Here is a 15101-nt window from a genome sequence, read left to right on the forward strand (position 1 = left end):
GACCGTTAGGGGCGTGGTCGAATGACCGGTCGGTTCTGTAGAGAATTTCGGTAACCCTGGGTATAGCCCGCTCTGACCACGCTCTCCAACGGGCCCCGTTTTACAGAAGGCGCCTTGTAGCTTGATGCAAAGAAAGAAAGGTCGCTTCGCAAGTCGGCGGTCCGGGCGCGTTTTACTTGTCGCCGCTGGAGGGATGACGCTGCTTCTGGTGATCCTCATAGTGTTGATCACAAGCGGCCGCCTTACGGTCGACGCGGGACTGCCGCCGACCGCCGAACAGGTCGGCGCAGGTCGAGATGCCTTTCTGCAGTTGAAAGCCAGTCGGGATCGACCCGACGGTCAAAGCAGCATTCACTTCGGGCGTGCGCAGCTTGACGGGATGAGTGCGATGGCAACGCACGGTTTTCAGCCGGACCGGTTGAGAATGGCGGTTGACCGGGGCGTTTTGAACATTGCGGGAAGCCACCGTCTGTTCGGCGGGCGTTGGCTCAATATTGCCGTGACCACCCAGGGTCGTAGTATCGGTTTCCCGCCGGTTCGGTTGACGATTGGCGCACTGACCTTGCGCGGCGCGCTCGCGCGGTGGACGATCGAGCTTGGTCGCCTGGCGGTACGCTTTCGTCATGTCGATTTGCCGCCGCTCGATCACCTCGTCCGTACGGTCGCGATCAGCGACGATCAGGTCGCAGCGGAGATCCATCTCTCCCGCAAGAGCGGGCTGGTCGATCAGATGGCGGGTCTCCCGAGCGGCTCGGTTGACGAAGCGCTCGTGGCGAGGATCTATTGCCGCCTGGCGTCCGCCCAACGCGCGCAGCCGCTGAGCGAGTTGACCGATCATTTGCACCGCGCGTTTGCGACGTCGGATCCGAATGCCGGAACGCCAGATCATAATCGCGCGACGTTCATCGCCCTCGCCATGTTGCTGGTCGACGAACGGGCGGGCGATCTTGCCGGCACGGCGCGGGCCGATACCGCCGCCTGCCGCTCGCGCGCGAAGCTGGGGTCGCATGGGCCGATCGCGACGATCCGGGGACGCTCGGACTGGCCGATGCATTGGGCATTGTCGGCGGCACTCGCGGCGGGCACCGGCAGCCACCTCGCCGAAGCGATGGGAGAATGGAAGGAATTGGCGGACAGCCTCGCCAAGCAATCCGAATTTGCGATTGGCGATCCCACCGGCTTTTCTTTTGCCGACCTGGCCGCCGACCGATCCGGATATCAGGTAGCGCAGGCTGCCGTCCGGCCCGAAACGGCAATGGCCTTAGCCAACCGCCTCCGCAGCGTCACATCCGAGGCGCTGTTGCCGACGGACCTTACCAACCGCGAAGACGGCATTTCGAACGCGGAGTTCGTCCGCCGGTACGGCGGACTGGCCGACCCCCGGTTCCACGCGCGCGTTGCCCAGATTGATGCGACGCTCCGGGAGGGCGAAGTGTTGCGAAATCCATAAACGCAAAGCGTGCGATCCAAAGTGGGGACCAATTTTAGACGCCACGGACCGCGATACCCATCAGTCCCTGCGTTTCCTCTTCTGACGCCGGCCCCGTATCCGAAGCCGGGGACCGGGGCGGCCCATCCCATGATGATCGTCGTGGGGAACGACAAGCGATCCTGACTGACCGAATGTAGGTCGTGCGATCAGCGCGAGTCGTTGATCTTGCGCCCCAAAGCCGCACTAACCCGTCTCGGCTCAGGGGCGAAAGACGTGCTACACGCGCTGCCGTGGCGTTGGGCCATGCAGGAGTGCAGGCTTGGAATCCGTATCGATTGTGTTGATCCTGCTGCTTGCGGTCGTCGTAAGCGGGGCCGTCTCGCGGATGCTGCCGGTGGCTGTTCCGACGCCCCTGGTCCAGATCGCGTTGGGATTCGTCGTAGGTCTTGCCACGCATTTGCGCGTCGCGCTCGATCCCGAGCTCTTCATGCTCCTGTTCCTGCCGCCGCTTCTGTTTCTCGATGGCTGGCGTATCCCAAAGGACGCACTGTTCAAGGATCTGTCGACCGTCGTTGAGCTTGCGTTGGGCCTGGTCCTGCTGACCGTGATCGGCATGGGCTTTCTGATCCACTGGATGATCCCGGCCATGCCGCTCGCCGTGGCGTTCGCGCTGGCGGCGGTTATATCGCCCACCGACCCGATCGCGGTGTCGGCAATCGCCGCGCGGGTTCCGATTCCGAAGCGGATGATGCACATTCTCGAAGGGGAGTCGCTGCTGAACGACGCATCGGGACTGGTGTGCCTGCGCGTCGCGATCGCCGCCGCACTCACGGGCAGTTTTTCGGCCACCGGGGCGGCGTTGAACTTTCTCTGGATGGCGGGGGCAGGGATCTTCGTCGGCGTCGCGCTGACGCTGGCAGTGACGCGGACGAAGGCGTGGGTTTCACGCCGCTTTGGCGAAGAGACGGGGTCGCAGATCCTGATCAGCGTTCTCATACCATTTGGCGCCTATCTGATCGCCGAACATGTCCACGCATCTGGTATCCTTGCCGCGGTGGCGGCGGGCGTGACGATGAGCTTCGCGGAGATTTCGCGTCAGGCGCTGGCGGTCACCCGGATGCGGCGTAATTCAGTGTGGGACACGATTCAGTTCGCGGCCAACGGCATGATTTTCGTGCTGCTGGGGGAACAGTTACCCGAAATACTCTCGGGACTCGATCAGACCGTCGCGCTGACGGGCCATATCAGTCCGTGGTGGCTGGCCCTGTACGTCGCGGCGATCATGGCAGGCCTTGCCGCGTTGCGTTTCGTCTGGGTGTGGGTCTCGCTCCGCATCACGCTGCTGCGGCGCGCCCCGGGAGGCGAAACCGGATCTAGCCCACCCTGGCGGCTGGTCGCGGCAATGTCGTTTGCCGGGGTGCGCGGTGCGATCACGCTCGCTGGCGTGCTGACGCTGCCGATGGTGATGGGAAACGGCACGCCCTTCCCAGGGCGCGAGCTCGCGATCTTCCTTGCAACGGGGATCATCCTCAGCTCGCTCGTCCTTGCGAGCATCGGTCTGCCGCTGCTCCTGCGAGGGCTGACCATGCCGCCCGAGCCTTCGCAGCAGGCAGCGGAAGACATGGCGCGCGTGGCGGCTGCCGAAGCCGCGATCAAGACGATCGAACGCGTGCAGCATGCACTGGCCGAAGGGCGCAAAGACGCGGACATCTATGCCGCTGCCGCGGCGCGGATCATGGACGGATATCGCGAACGGATCGAAAGCCGTAGCCTGGACAACGACGCCAGCCAGGCGGCGCGCGAAAACGAGCGGATCGAGCGTGAACTCCGGCTTGCCGCAGTCCGCGCAGAGCGTGCGGAGATCCTGTCGATCGCACGCGAACGTGGCTTGGGCAGCGAGCTTGCCGCCAAACTTCTGCGCGAACTGGACCTGCTCGAGGTGCGATACAAGTAGCGTGCCCGCGCCAGCGTGGGCCCGCGGTACCGGAGGATCGGTGTCCACGGAAAGCAGCGGTTTCTGCCAACCGTTCAGGCCAAAGCGGCGGCAATGTTCGAGCTGGCCAACCGCATGAGCGCCCGCCATGACCATGATGGCTTGCCGCATGGCGGCCCGCTGCAGGGAAGATTCACCTGCAAAACCTTGATCGTGCAAAGGGATTGGCGGGGCAGTCGCTCTTCGATACGGTCGAGCATCTTACGGGAGTCCGACGATCCGCCAAATTGCAGCATTACCCTATCGGACTGATGGGACGAAAATCGACGCATCGGTGCGGGTGCTCCTGGTGACGTCGCGCGAAAGCAAGCGATGGGTCATCCCAAAGGGCAATCCTATGGTCGGGATGGCGGCGCACGCCGCTGCGGCGCTGGAAGCCGAGGAAGAAGCGGGGGTCAGTGGTCTCGTCTGCCCGACGCCCCTGGGTTCGTATCGCTATCGCAAGCGAAAGGGCAATGGCGCGTCGCTGATGCTTGACGTCGATGTCTTCCCGCTCGCCGTCACGCGGGAAATGGATTCGTGGAAGGAGCAATCGCAGCGCGAGCGCCGCTGGTTCTCCCTTCCGGACGCCGCAAGTGTCGTTGACGAAAGCGATCTTCGCGATCTCATCCGTTCTTTTGGTCCAGCCGAATTCAAGACCGCCGCAAATCGCAAAGGTGTGTTGGCGACCGTAGCTCAAAAATCGAAGGTCAGTCCGATGTTTGCCTGGTTCCAGCGTCTCTTGCCCCGCACCGGCAACTTCTTCGAACTGTTCGAAGCGCATGCCGTCGCTATCGGCGCAGGGGCCGACGCGTTGTCGCGCTTGCTGCAGGATGGGACGCGTGCCGCCGCCGATCATATCCGCGAGGTGATCGAGCGTGAGCACGACGCCGACGACATCAACCGCGAAATGCTTCTGACCGTACGCCGCACCTTTCTCACGCCGTTTGACCGCGGCGCGATCACCAGCCTGATCGGCGCAATGGACGATTCGATCGACGAGATGCAGTCCGCGGTGCAGGCGATCGATCTGTACGAAGTGACCAGCTTCACGAGCGAAATGAAGGACATGGCCGCGATCATCGTCGATGCCGCACGTTTGACGGCGGAAGCGATGCCGCTGCTGCGCGACGTCGGTCGCAACGGGACGCGGCTGCATGAGTTGACCGAACGCATGGTCCGCATGGAGAGCCAGGCGGATGAGATCCACACCAGAGGCGTCAAGCGCGCTTTCAAGGAAATGGGCGCGACCGACACGCTCGGCTTCATCGTGTCACGCGAGGTCTACAAACATCTCGAGCGGATCGTCGACGCGTTCGAGCAGGTCGCGAACGAAATCGACGGCATCGTCATCGATCACGCCTGAGCGACCAGACCGATGCATTCCCTTGCCTTCCCTCTGCTGATCGGCCTCGTCGCCGTCGCGCTGGCGTTCGATTTCCTCAACGGCCTCCACGATGCCGCCAATTCGATCGCGACCGTCGTCTCGACGCGCTTACTGAAGCCAGTTCATGCCGTGCTGTTCGCGGGCTTCTTCAATTTTGCCGCCTATTTCCTGACCATCACTTTCCCCAGCCTTCATGCGGTCGCCTCGACGATCGGGCAGGGGCTGATCGCCAAGGATCTGGTGACGCCTGCGGTGGTGTTTGGCGCACTGGTCGGTGCGATGTTCTGGAATGTCGTGACTTGGCTCAAAGGCATTCCCTCCTCGTCGAGCCATGCGCTGGTTGGCGGGATGATCGGATCGGGCGTCGCGCATGCCGGCTTTACCGGCGTGCAGTGGACCGGGCTTAACAAGACGCTGATCGCGATCGTCCTGTCGCCCGTGCTCGGCATGATCCTGTCGATGATCATCATGCTGGCCTCGAGCTGGCTGTTCCGCCGCGCCAGCCATCGCACCGCCGAGCGCTCCTTCCGCGCGCTCCACTTGATCTCCTCGGGGACCTACTCGCTCAGCCACGGCCTCAACGACGCGCAGAAGACGATGGGGATCATCACCGTCCTGTTGTTCTCGACCGGTTATCTGCACGGCGCGTTCGAAGTCCCGCATTGGGTCGCGATCAGTTGCTATATCGCTATGGGGCTCGGTACGTTGACCGGCGGGTGGAAGATCATCGAAACGATGGGGTCGCGGATCACGAAGCTATCGCAACATCAAGGCTTCAGCGCTTCGCTCGGTGGTTCGGTTATGGTGTTCGCAGCATCGCTGCTCGGCATTCCGGTTTCGACGACGCACACGATCACGGGGTGCATCATCGGCGCAGGCGTGGCGCGGCGTGCGTCGGCGGTGCGTTGGGGCGTTGCGCAGAATGTCTTGATTGCCTGGATTATCACTATCCCGGCATCGGCGGCAGTCGGGGCGACATTCTACCTGTTGACGACGCTGCTATAGCGGACAGCCGATAGCGTCGACACGTCCGGTAGGTCGGGAACGCTAATATCTATCACGTTTTTGCGACGGGACCGGATCGCCCAGCACCTCAAGGTAAGCCGATCCATGCTGCTCGACGCCCTTGCGATGACAACCCTGGGCGCTGTCGTGGTTTGCTTTCGGGCCGTACCGGGATGACGGGCTGAAGCTGGGGTTGCCGCGGTCACTGTACCGGCTGGTCTGCTCGTCTCGGCGCTGGCAGTCCTCGTCGTTGTAGCATCGCTATTCCGCGCCCGATCGAACCCGGTTCAGAGCGATGCCGTCGGAAGCCAATGGCGACGTCGCGGGGTTTGACGAATGGTTCAACGGAACCCAACTTGACCGCTGTCACAAAAATGTCATGCATCAACGGATGCCGAACCTGTTGCTGCTAGGCCTTGCAAATCTTGACTGGCATACGCCTCTTTTCGAGGCGATTGCGTCGCGGTACACGACGACGCTGCTAGGCCTCGCGGAGCTCGATACGCTCGAACGCGGCGTCCGGTTCGATGCATCGATCGTTCCCCTGAATGCCCTGCGATTCTTGCGCTCGACGGAACCATATGAACGACTGGGTGCGATCCTGGTGGTTGCCGATCGCGCCGACGAGAATGGCCGTATCGCCGCGTTCGCGTGGGGTGCCACGGACTGCATCGCGCCGGACATTTCGGGGGCAGAGCTCAAAGCGCGCTTGGCGGCCATCTTCCGCCGATGTGCGGGAGCGCCGGCTACCCCTCAGCTTAGCCAAAACCTGAGCGGTACCTGGTATCTCAACGTTACGCGGCGGTATCTGGTCAACCCGCATGGCCAACGGATCGAACTTCCCGGCTCGACCTTCGAGATATTCCTGGCCTTGGCAAGCCGACCCCGCCGCGTTCTATCTCGATCGTTTCTGGTGGTTGCCCTTGGAAATGGCAAACACGCCGACACGCGTAGCATCGACGTGATCATCACGCGCTTGCGCAAGATTCTGGACCGGAACTGTCCGTCAGGTGCGTCGATGATAGGGACGGTACGAAACGAGGGATATCAGTTGGCGCGCGACGTTCAGCGCGACGAGCATGGCTTCCGGATCCAGGACGTCTGATCTTTGTAGGCCTCGACCGGAACAACGCCATCACCGGGCTGCCGTGTCCGGGCGCGGGCAGGCTCCGTGGCTTATACTCCGAATGCGTTTTGCAGGTTCGGGCTGGCTCGCGAATGCGAGAGACCAGTGCGTGTCGAAGACGACGAAACTCGCGCGTTGCGGCCGCTCCGCTCCAAGTTACCGATCCAAAGCCTCGACTTTCAACGTCCGAAGTTGCGCAATGGTGGCCGCTGCCAGCCCGTTCGGCGGCGCAACCGCCATTCCCGTCCAGGTGACCCGCCCGGAGCCGTCGACCTCTTCCATCGACAGGGTCGAGATGCCGTTCCACAATATGAGCCGCGAACGGAACCACAATTGCCGGCGGTTCTGAACCGGGCCGCGCGGTGTCGGTGCGGATAGCACGTCCACCCCCATCCGTGACAGGCGGTCGGTGAGCAACGCCTGCAAGGCGATCGCGAGCGGGCGATACTGCGGCTTCCCCGTGTCGTTGGCTGTGGGGGTGACGACGAGCGTCACCCGGTCGTGCGATCGAGACCGCATCGCCAGAAAGCCCGTGCCGACCAGCGCGATGACCGCGACTGCGATCGCCAGTGATCGCAACACGTTTCGTCGGGCAGGGGCGGCGGGTGCCGGTGCTGCGACGGGCGGCGCTTCGTCACTCAGTCGGTAGCCGCGTTTCGGGATCGTGGCGATGAAGCGCGGCGCGCTTGCATCGTCGCCAAGCGCACGGCGCAGGTCGGCGATGACGACCGCGACGCTATTGGGGCTGACCGATCGGCCTTCCCAGACGTCCGCCAGGATCTCGTCCCGCGACACCGGGCTCCCACGACTCCGGCACAGCATCTCGAGCGTGCGCGCGGCGCGATGTTCGAGCGGAATTTCGGTCTCCCCCGCGATCAGGCGCGCTCCGACCGCGTCGAACGTCCATGTCCCGATCTGCCATTGCGCCCGCGTCGTCATGGTGACGCCCTAGCATTGGCCATGTGCAAAGCGGAATGGCGATCAACCGATCAGGGACGCCGATCGGCGCCGGGCGCAGTCTTTACGTCTTCTTGATGGCTTAAACCGACGACGGCGCTGCCATCGATACGGCCACAAGGAGCCGACTTATGCGATTTTCCCTCAATCCGTTGATCCCGGCCACAGCCCTGCTGCTGGGGATGGCCGCGCCGGTCCACGCTGCCGGCGCGCGGACCGTTATCGACCAGGCGCTTGCGGACCCGAGCCGCGCAACGGACCGCCGACAGGATGCGCAACGCCACCCCGCCGAACTGGTCGCGCTGGCACACGTAGCGCGTGGGCAAAACGTGCTCGATCTCATCCCGGGGGGCGGGTATTGGACCCGCATCTTCAGCCGCATCGTCGGGCCGACCGGCCATGTCTATGCGGTATGGCCGAATGCCTATGCGAAGCTGGCAACGCGCGATGTCACCGGGTTGCGTAAAACCGCTGCCTCGCAAGCCTATCGAAACGTCGCGGTCGCGATCCAGCCGCAGGCATTGCCGACGGCGCCGACACTGCTCGACGTGGTGTGGACGTCGCAAAACTACCACGATTATGCCGACCCGTTCCTGGGCAGCCCCGGACCCGACGCGCTGGCCCGGGACGCGTTCCGCCTGCTGCGACCGGGTGGGTATTTCATCGTCATCGACCATCGCAGTGCCGCCGGACGGGGGATGGTGGACACGGACACGCTCCACCGCATCGATCCGGTGATCGTGCGTCGCCAGGCGGAAGCAGCAGGGTTCGTCTTCGCCGGCGAGAGCAGGGTCCTCGCCAATGCGTCGGACCCGCTGACGACCAAGGTCTTCGATCCGGCAATCCGTGGTCGCACCAGCCAGTTCGCGTACGCGTTCCGCAAGCCCGGCGGCGTACGATGACGATCATCCAGGGTGCGAGGAGTTCCGGAGCGGTGCCGATGCGCCGTCGCTCGCAGATAAGGTCGTCCTGCCGTCACATCGCTTCCGACGGCGGCCTCATCGCAGCGTCAACCGCGCTGGCTGTTCGAAGCGAATCCTAGCCGCCCAACCGTAATGATCGGGCCTGAACGTACCGTCGGGACGGCGCCATGCGTCGTCGCTCGCGAGGACCAGTGTGTTCTTCCCCTTGTGGAGCGGTAGTTCGACCCTGGCGTTCTCCGGGCCGAACCGTCCCGCCGGTGTCAGGCGCTTGTTCGCTGGGTAATAGAAATTCTCGCCCGCATAGACCTGTGCGCCGTTGAGAAACAGCCACGCACGGGGAACGAAGCCGAGGTCGATTGTCCTGCTGCCATCGGCAACCGCATCGATCTCGACCTTGAGCCAGGCGATTTGTCGACGGGGGCTGTCGTTCTTGGGAATGGCGCGGGCCAGGTTTGCCAGTCCGTCCGGTTCGGCTTCGAATCGCTGCCAGTCGGTGCTCGGTATATCAGCCGGCGTCGGGATACCGCTGGCGGGCGCAGGCGTGACCGGACCGAGCAGCCAATGACGGACGGTGCCCGGCTGCGGGACATCGACCAGCGACGGCGCGGACGACCCCGTGTCGTCGGGCCGGACAACCATGTTGGCGAAGATGGCAGGCCCCTTCACCGCGATCCCGCCGCGATCGGCGAGGCCCTGCAGCCGCGGGACGTCCAGCGATGGCTCGGGAGCATGGTTGACGAACAATCGTAGCCGCCCGTTCGCGATCACGATGCGGAGGTGGTTCCATCCTGTCGCCACGACCGGCGCGCCGTGTTGGTAGCGCGAATAGGCGTTCCACTGCATGCGCCCGTTGGTAATCGGGGCATATTGCACGCAATCATTGGCAGCCGGGCAGTCCGGGTTGGCGCGCAGATAGACGAACTCGGCGGTATCCGCGTCGCGGCGGTGAAGCAAAATTCCAGTATCGGCATAAGCGAGCGGCTTGATGTCGAACTCGACCGTTCCTTCGGCGAAGGTGCCGACCTTCAGCACGGCATACCCCTCAGTGACGGTCATCAGCCCGTCCGGGAACGCTTCGTCCGGCGCGAACGTCGTCTTCTCCCCCAGCCAGGTCTCGCTTGTCATGGGATAGGTCGTCGTGGCCGTGGTCGAAGACGGGGCCGGCACCGGTGCCGCGGAGGCCGGCAAGCTCAGTGTCATCGCACCGAGGGCAAGGCACCGTGGGTGGCACAGGAAACGGTAGGACATGATCAGGCTCCGATGAAGGGGAGGCCTACGTGCCGGGCGCGTGCGCCGATGTCGCATAAAGAGAAGATAAAGACCGTAAAGACAGCCTTCCGAACGGCAGAGCGCCTGAATGGATTATCGCGAAGCGCGCCCTTTGCTGTCCGCTTGGCAGCGCTGATCTGTTGCCTGTTCGATTTGGCTAGGGAAGGTTGGTGCCGGTGGTCCGTTGCGGACCACCGGGAACATGTCCGTGGCGGAGCGGGAGGGATTCGAACCCTCGATACGCTTTTGACGTATACTCACTTTCCAGGCGAGCGCCTTCGACCACTCGGCCACCGCTCCGCATGTCCTGGACAGGAACGTCGCCCTAGAGCGTCGATGGCGGCTGTGCAAGCGTGCTGCGCAGGAAGGGCAGGGATTGATTTCAGCCGGGGCGGCATGTCACGATGGCGGAATGATCCTGCTTCCCCTGCTTCTGTCCTTTTCCGCCCCTCAAGGTGTCCCGCCTTCCACGCCTGCGGCCAAACCGACCGCGGCGCAGATCGCGGCGGCGGCACCTGCCGATGCCTGGGGCAGCATCGCCCCCGAAGACCTGCTGCTGATCGACTTTGCCGATGGCCAGCGCAGCGTCCTCTGGTTGACGTCCGAGTTCGCGCCAGTGCATGTCGCCAATATCCGGACCATTGCGCGCAGCGGCTGGTGGGGTGATGCGACGGTCTATCGCGTCCAGGACAATTACGTGACGCAATGGGGCGATGCGACCGAGAAGAAGCCCGCCGCCGCTGGTATCACGGCGCGACCGCCCGCCGAATATGAGTGGGCGTGGGGCGCGCATGGGCCAGCGGTCGCCAACCCGTATCGCGACGCTTACGCGACGCGTACCGGCTTCACGCCGAGCGGCTGGGCGGTGGCGGGCGACGGCAAGCGGCAGTGGCTGCCGCATTGCTATGGCATGGTCGGCGTCGCGCGCGATCTGGCCCCCGATACCGGGACGGGCGGGGATCTCTATACCGTGATCGGTCACGCCCCGCGCCATCTCGACCGCAACATTGCGTTGGTTGGGCGCGTTATCGACGGGATGGGCGCGCTGTCTGCGCTGCCGCGCGGGACCGGGGGCGGGCTCGGGCTGTACGAGGATCCAAAGCAACGCGTGCCGATCAAGCGGATCGTGATCGTGGCGGATCTGCCTGCGGCCGAACGTCCGGCGTTTCAGTATTTGCGCCCCGACACAGCGGCGTTCGCCCAAACGCTCGAGGCGCGGGCGAACCGGGGGTTGCCGTTCTTCACGGTGCCCGCCGGGACGGCGGACCTATGCAACCTGATGGTGCCGGTACGGAAGGTGCCGGCGCGCTGAGGGGGGACGAAACGCCGGTACGGCGAGCGAAGAATGCGGCTCCCTGACGGTCTTTTCCGGCCAAGGCCGGGGCCGAGGAGAGGAACCGTAGAAAACTGGCGACAGGACTTGGTAAGCTTGACCAGCCCGACCGGACCCCGGCCTGCGCCGGGGAAGGGGCCGTCTAGCCGTTTCGTTACCGTCCGACCCAGTCCGCTACTTCGACCGCAACCTGATTCGCCGCCTGGTTGAGCGCAACTCCGACCGGCCCCGCCGCGATCGCGCTGACCGGGACACGCGCCTCGAAGCGGCGCTTTTCGACCACCTTGCCGGTGCTGCGGATCAGCGAGCCGTCGAACGCGACGACCGCCATGTTGGTGCCGGCATCGACGCCGAAAGACCGGATCTCCCCCGACAGGACGGCGCCTGGATCGGTAAAGGACTGCGCGCTGCTCAGGACGATCCGTCCGGTGCGCGGCGGAATCGTGTCTGACAGCAAGCGTGCGAACAACCGCGCGGGCGGCTCGACCCATTGCGCCTTGGCGACATAGGCGATCGAGGTCTGGCTCGCCTGGACGGGGATCCGCACCCCGGCAATCGACTGCGCCACCGCGGGCACCTGAATCGTGATCGTCGGCGCGGTGCTCGACGACTGCGTCTGGTTGACCGGCAGCGTCGTTGCCGAGGTCAGCGTCAGCAGCGACGCCGGGGGCTTGGCGGCAAAGCTGATGCAGCCGGAGAGCGACGCGAGCGCAGTCAGCGCGAGCAGCGATTTGGTCGAACGGATCATGGTCACTGTCCCTTTCCGGGCTTGTAATCAGGCAGCTTGGATTGGCCGATCAGCGCGCCCGCACCGCCGCGATCGACCTTTTCGGCGACCGACGTCAGCGCCATCGACATCTGGCGCAGGTGGTGCACCAACTGCCCGACCTCGGGGACGGTCTGCTTCGAGAACGCCTGCAATCCTGGCCGCGCATCGCCGATCGCGGCGTCGAGCGTCTCGGCGCTGTGCTGTGCCGACGCGATCGTCTTGTTGAGGTTCGCCATCACCGGGCGAACGTCGTTCGACAGCACGCCGTTGGTGGTGTCGGCAAGGTTGCCGATCTGCTGCGCGGCGACGCCCGCCTTCTGGATCGCGACTCGCGTCTCCGCCAGCGTCGCGGCGATTTCGGGGCCGCGGTCCGCCAGCGCCGCGCTCAGGCGGTTAGTGTTGGCGAGGATGCCCTGGATCGATTGCTGGTTCTTGTCCGACAGCATGTCCGACAGGCGCTCGGTCAGCGTCGAGATCCGCTCAAGCAACTGCGGCGCCGAGCTCAACAGCGCGCCAAGGCCGCCGGGCTTGGTCGGGATGGTCGGGACGCCGTTCGGGCATTCGGACAGGGGGTTCTCGACCGGGCAGGCAATCGGCGGCGCGCCCTTAACCGCGCCGTCGAGCTGGACCGTGCTGGTACCGGTGAAACTGCCCTGCAACGAGGCCGTCGTTCCGATCAGGATTGGCGTATCGGGATTGACGCTGATGCGCACGCGGACGAGCGAGGGATCGGGCTTCCACAGCGCGATTTCCTTTACCTGTCCGGACACGACGCCCGAAAACGCCACGCCCGACCCCTTTGCCAAGCCGTCGACCGACTGCTTGAAGAAGATGTCATATTCCTTGTCGGTGGCGGTGCCCCAGCGCAGGATCCAGACCAGGAACAGCAGCATCACCGTCAGCAGGATGAGCACGACCGATCCGACCAGCACATGGTTCGAGCGGGTTTCCATCAGCTATTGCCCTTCCGCTGCAGCGTCAGCATGTTCGTTGCGCTCAAGTGTCGCCGTCGCGGCGCGGCCACGCGGGCCCTTAAAATATTCCTGGATCCACGGGTGGTCCAGCGCGAGCAGTTCGTCGATCGTCCCGACCGCGATGACCTTCTTGTCCGCAAGCACCGCGATCCGGTCGCAAATCGCGTACAAGGTGTCGAGATCGTGCGTGATCAGGAACACCGTCAGCCCGAGCGTCTTCTGGAGCGAGCGAGTCAGTTCGTCGAACGCAGCCGCACCGATCGGATCGAGCCCGGCGGTCGGTTCGTCGAGGAACAGCAACTCCGGGTCCATCGCGAGCGCGCGCGACAGGCCGGCGCGTTTGCGCATCCCGCCCGACAGTTCGGACGGATATTTCGGGCCGGCATCGGCGGGCAGGCCGCTCATCACGACCTTGTAGGCGGCAATCTCGTCGAGCAGGGCGGGATCGAGCTCGGGGTAGAATTCGCGGAGCGGGACCTGGACGTTCTCGGCGACCGTCAGCGTCGAGAACAACGCACCGCCCTGGAACAGCACGCCCCAGCGCTTGGTCAGATCCGACAATTCGGTCGTTTCGCGATTGAGGGTGGATTCGCCGAGGACTTCGATCGATCCCGACTTTGGCGTCTGCAACCCGATGATCGAGCGCATCAGCACCGACTTGCCGGTGCCCGACCCGCCAACCACGCCGATGATCTCGCCCCGGCGCACGGTCAGATTGACGCCGTCATGGACGATCTGGTCACCAAATCCGTTGACGAGATCGCGGACGACGATGACGTCGTCATTGTCGTTTGGCGCGTTGCCGGTTTCCATCACGACCACCCGATCGAGGTGAAGAACACCGCGAAGAACGCGTCGAGCACGATCACGAGGAAGATCGCCTGGACGACCGCGGCGGTGGTCCGCGTGCCGACCTGTTCGGCATCGCCCTCGACCAGCATGCCCTGGAAACAGCCCGCCATCGCGATGATCAGCCCGAAGAACGGCGCCTTGATCAGCCCGACGTACAGATCGGTCACCGGCACGACCTCGCGGATGCGCTGGACGAAGGTGACGGGCGGGATGTCGAGCGATACCCAGCACAACAGGCCCCCACCGACGATCGCGATGATCGACGCGTACATGCCGAGCAGCGGCATCATCACCACCGATGCGATCACGCGCGGCAGCACCAGTGCCTCCATCGGCGAAACGCCGATCGTGCGCATGGCGTCGATTTCCTCGGTCAGCTTCATCGTCCCGAGCTGCGCCGCAAAGGCAGAACCCGAACGCCCGGCGACCATGATCGCGGTCATCAGCACGCCCAACTCGCGCAGCGTGATTCGCCCGACGAGGTTGATCGTGAACACCTCGAACCCGAATTGCTGGAGCTGGACCGAGCCCTGCTGCGCGATCACGATCCCGATCAGGAAGCTCATCAACCCGATGATACCGAGCGCGGTAACCCCGACGACCTCGAACCGCTGGACGACCGCGTTAAACCGGAACCGCTTGGGGTGAGTCGCGACATTCCAGAAAGCGATCAGCGTGGCGCCGAAAAAGCCGAGCAAGCCGTAAAGCGTATGCCCGGAGGAAACGACCGCGTCGCCCAGCTCGCCGACGACGCGCTTGAAGCTGCCGATCGGCTCGGGGCGCATCGCAACCGGCTGGTCGGCGTTGGCGACCTGTTGCAGCAGATGCTCGCCATCCGCATCGAGGCCCTGGATGTCGGCATCATGCTCGGCTGCAAACCGGTGGATGATCCAGGCACCGACCGTGTCGATCCGGTCGATGCCGCTGAGATCGACATGCGCGACCTTGCCATCGAAGGCGCGGAGACGTTCCGGCAGGTCGCCGATCCGGGCGAGCGACAAGCTGCCGGAAAAGCGTACCGTGTCGCTGTCTTGGGAGAAGGCGGCCATTTCGGTCATTCGCGCCTTCCTTGCTGCAATCGGACTGGATCGGCAAGCGTTGC

General features: G+C 64.3%; 15 protein-coding genes and 1 tRNA gene. 7 read left to right on the plus strand and 9 right to left on the minus strand.

The genetic code is table 11. The features are described from left to right. Positions 1-172: 172 nt before the first annotated feature. Positions 173-889, minus strand: a complete 717-nt coding sequence (locus RH91_RS23100) for a hypothetical protein (RefSeq protein ID WP_232283469.1) — start codon at positions 887-889, stop codon at positions 173-175. A 30-nt stretch (positions 890-919) separates the two neighbouring features. Here RH91_RS23100 and RH91_RS23105 point away from each other — a divergent pair, with 30 nt between their 5' ends. Both RH91_RS23105 and RH91_RS09830 read left to right on the plus strand, forming a co-directional pair. After that, positions 920-1450 carry a hypothetical protein gene (locus RH91_RS23105; RefSeq protein WP_232283470.1) on the plus strand — a complete coding sequence of 177 codons (531 nt, stop codon included), beginning with the start codon at positions 920-922 and terminating at the stop codon, positions 1448-1450. A gap of 301 nt (positions 1451-1751) precedes the next feature. Further along, a complete protein-coding gene (locus RH91_RS09830) occupies positions 1752-3386 on the plus strand; it encodes a Na+/H+ antiporter (RefSeq protein ID WP_029623753.1) in 1635 nt (544 codons plus the stop codon). Positions 3387-3460: 74 nt separating this feature from the next. On the opposite strand, the gene RH91_RS23110 is transcribed toward RH91_RS09830, so the two are convergent. Next, the gene (locus RH91_RS23110) at positions 3461-3625 is read right to left on the minus strand and encodes a hypothetical protein (protein ID WP_157136888.1); all 165 of its coding nucleotides are present in this window, start codon (positions 3623-3625) and stop codon (positions 3461-3463) included. An 80-nt stretch (positions 3626-3705) separates the two neighbouring features. Between RH91_RS23110 and RH91_RS09835 the strand changes: the two genes are divergently transcribed. The 3 genes from RH91_RS09835 (at position 3706) to RH91_RS09845 (ending at position 6901) form a co-directional block, all read left to right on the plus strand. Continuing rightward, positions 3706-4770 (plus strand): DUF47 family protein, encoded by a 1065-nt coding sequence (locus tag RH91_RS09835; RefSeq protein WP_010162548.1) that lies wholly within the window; start codon positions 3706-3708, stop codon positions 4768-4770. A 12-nt stretch (positions 4771-4782) separates the two neighbouring features. Next, the gene (locus RH91_RS09840) at positions 4783-5796 is read left to right on the plus strand and encodes an inorganic phosphate transporter (RefSeq protein ID WP_010162549.1); all 1014 of its coding nucleotides are present in this window, start codon (positions 4783-4785) and stop codon (positions 5794-5796) included. Positions 5797-6091: 295 nt separating this feature from the next. Continuing rightward, positions 6092-6901, plus strand: a complete 810-nt coding sequence (locus RH91_RS09845; protein ID WP_010162550.1) for a response regulator transcription factor — start codon at positions 6092-6094, stop codon at positions 6899-6901. A gap of 177 nt (positions 6902-7078) precedes the next feature. On the opposite strand, the gene RH91_RS09850 is transcribed toward RH91_RS09845, so the two are convergent. Further along, positions 7079-7861: a winged helix-turn-helix domain-containing protein gene (locus tag RH91_RS09850; RefSeq protein WP_010162551.1), complete on the minus strand. Its 783-nt coding sequence runs from the start codon at positions 7859-7861 to the stop codon at positions 7079-7081. Positions 7862-8010: 149 nt separating this feature from the next. Between RH91_RS09850 and RH91_RS09855 the strand changes: the two genes are divergently transcribed. Beyond that, a complete protein-coding gene (locus RH91_RS09855; RefSeq protein ID WP_010162552.1) occupies positions 8011-8781 on the plus strand; it encodes a class I SAM-dependent methyltransferase in 771 nt (256 codons plus the stop codon). Positions 8782-8877: 96 nt separating this feature from the next. On the opposite strand, the gene RH91_RS09860 is transcribed toward RH91_RS09855, so the two are convergent. Further along, entirely contained in the window at positions 8878-9927 is a 1050-nt protein-coding gene (locus RH91_RS09860) for a hypothetical protein (RefSeq protein ID WP_232283471.1), read from the minus strand. Positions 9928-10280: 353 nt separating this feature from the next. After that, positions 10281-10371: transfer RNA gene (locus tag RH91_RS09865), tRNA-Ser, on the minus strand. 112 nt (positions 10372-10483) lie between these two features. Between RH91_RS09865 and RH91_RS09870 the strand changes: the two genes are divergently transcribed. Beyond that, a complete protein-coding gene (locus RH91_RS09870) occupies positions 10484-11383 on the plus strand; it encodes a peptidylprolyl isomerase (protein ID WP_010162555.1) in 900 nt (299 codons plus the stop codon). 175 nt (positions 11384-11558) lie between these two features. Here the strand turns inward: RH91_RS09870 and RH91_RS09875 are convergent, their stop codons facing one another. From RH91_RS09875 to RH91_RS09890, 4 genes are read right to left on the minus strand one after another with little or no spacing between them, the layout of a single operon-like run. Beyond that, complete coding sequence (locus tag RH91_RS09875) at positions 11559-12158, minus strand: ABC-type transport auxiliary lipoprotein family protein (RefSeq protein ID WP_010162556.1); 600 nt, start codon at positions 12156-12158, stop codon at positions 11559-11561. Further along, entirely contained in the window at positions 12155-13126 is a 972-nt protein-coding gene (locus RH91_RS09880) for an MlaD family protein (RefSeq protein ID WP_010162557.1), read from the minus strand. The genes RH91_RS09875 and RH91_RS09880 overlap by 4 nt, the downstream gene beginning before the upstream one ends. Before the next feature lie 3 nt (positions 13127-13129). Then, positions 13130-13960: an ABC transporter ATP-binding protein gene (locus RH91_RS09885; RefSeq protein ID WP_010162558.1), complete on the minus strand. Its 831-nt coding sequence runs from the start codon at positions 13958-13960 to the stop codon at positions 13130-13132. Then, complete coding sequence (locus RH91_RS09890) at positions 13960-15057, minus strand: ABC transporter permease (RefSeq protein ID WP_010162559.1); 1098 nt, start codon at positions 15055-15057, stop codon at positions 13960-13962. Before RH91_RS09890 ends, RH91_RS09885 begins: the two co-directional genes overlap by 1 nt. Between the last annotated feature and the right edge of the window lie 44 nt (positions 15058-15101).

The organism is Sphingomonas sp. PAMC 26617, assembly GCF_000242835.1.
Taxonomy (GTDB): Bacteria; Pseudomonadota; Alphaproteobacteria; order Sphingomonadales; family Sphingomonadaceae; genus Sphingomonas.

Coding starts and splice junctions, on each gene's coding strand:
- RH91_RS09870 (WP_010162555.1), top strand. CDS start 10,484: ATGATCCTGCTTCCCCTGCTTCTGTCCTTTTCCGCCCCTCAAGGTGTC.
- RH91_RS09855 (WP_010162552.1), top strand. CDS start 8,011: ATGCGATTTTCCCTCAATCCGTTGATCCCGGCCACAGCCCTGCTGCTG.
- RH91_RS09860 (WP_232283471.1), bottom strand. CDS start 9,927: ATGACAAGCGAGACCTGGCTGGGGGAGAAGACGACGTTCGCGCCGGAC.
- RH91_RS23110 (WP_157136888.1), bottom strand. CDS start 3,625: ATGCTCGACCGTATCGAAGAGCGACTGCCCCGCCAATCCCTTTGCACG.
- RH91_RS23100 (WP_232283469.1), bottom strand. CDS start 889: ATGATCTGGCGTTCCGGCATTCGGATCCGACGTCGCAAACGCGCGGTG.
- RH91_RS09890 (WP_010162559.1), bottom strand. CDS start 15,057: ATGACCGAAATGGCCGCCTTCTCCCAAGACAGCGACACGGTACGCTTT.
- RH91_RS09850 (WP_010162551.1), bottom strand. CDS start 7,861: ATGACGACGCGGGCGCAATGGCAGATCGGGACATGGACGTTCGACGCG.
- RH91_RS09885 (WP_010162558.1), bottom strand. CDS start 13,960: ATGGAAACCGGCAACGCGCCAAACGACAATGACGACGTCATCGTCGTC.
- RH91_RS09880 (WP_010162557.1), bottom strand. CDS start 13,126: ATGGAAACCCGCTCGAACCATGTGCTGGTCGGATCGGTCGTGCTCATC.
- RH91_RS09840 (WP_010162549.1), top strand. CDS start 4,783: ATGCATTCCCTTGCCTTCCCTCTGCTGATCGGCCTCGTCGCCGTCGCG.
- RH91_RS09845 (WP_010162550.1), top strand. CDS start 6,092: ATGCCGTCGGAAGCCAATGGCGACGTCGCGGGGTTTGACGAATGGTTC.